This is a genomic window from Enterobacter sp. CGMCC 5087 (genome assembly GCF_003144775.1).
Classification (GTDB): Bacteria; Pseudomonadota; Gammaproteobacteria; order Enterobacterales; family Enterobacteriaceae; genus Enterobacter; species Enterobacter cloacae_M.
This window is the reverse complement of the sequence record NZ_QFXN01000058.1, coordinates 1-625: the sequence shown is the minus strand read 5'-3', so window position 1 is coordinate 625 and position 625 is coordinate 1. Positions and strand designations below refer to the sequence as shown.

The window sequence follows — 625 nt, the reverse complement described above, 5'->3', positions numbered from 1 at the left end:
TATTTACGACACCATGACGCTGGTCGAGGTGGTGCCGAACCTGATGACGTCCCAGAACTTTCTTCTGGATAAGTTCTTTCCGAACGTCATTGAGTCGGATACTGAGTTTGTCGCCATCGATGTGGATGTGGGCCGCCGTCGTATGGCCCCGTTCTGTTCCCCGCTGGTGGCCGGCAAGCTGGTAGAGAGCCGCCGTTATCAGACCAATGTGTTTAAACCGCCTTACGTTAAGGACAAGCGCGTTCCTGACCTGCGTAAGCCTATCCGCCGCCAGATTGGTGAGCAGATTGGCGGCAATATTCCGGCGGCAGATAAAGCCGCGTTAAACATGATGTTTGAGATGACCGATCAGGTGGATGTTCTGAACCGCCGACAGGAGTGGATGGCCGCCAACGCAATGATGACCGGCACCATTACCGTTGTGGGGGAGGGACTGGACCCTGAGGTCATTGATTTCCAGCGCGATCCGGCACTGACGATCGCACTTTCTGGTGCGGACAAATGGCCGCTGGCCGTTGCGGCCGGCGCAACCAATAACCTGCCCACGCAGGATATTGAGCGCTGGCAGACACTCATTCTGCAAAAAAGTGGAGCGGTGGCCACTGACCTGATTTTCACCAATGCG

Annotated in this window: 1 protein-coding gene; it reads left to right on the top strand. The window is 56.0% G+C overall.

The genetic code is table 11. The features are described from left to right. Position 1 precedes the first annotated feature (1 nt). A partial coding sequence (locus DEO48_RS05345; RefSeq protein ID WP_258306059.1) for a major capsid protein occupies positions 2-625 on the top strand: 624 nt, incomplete at its 3' end.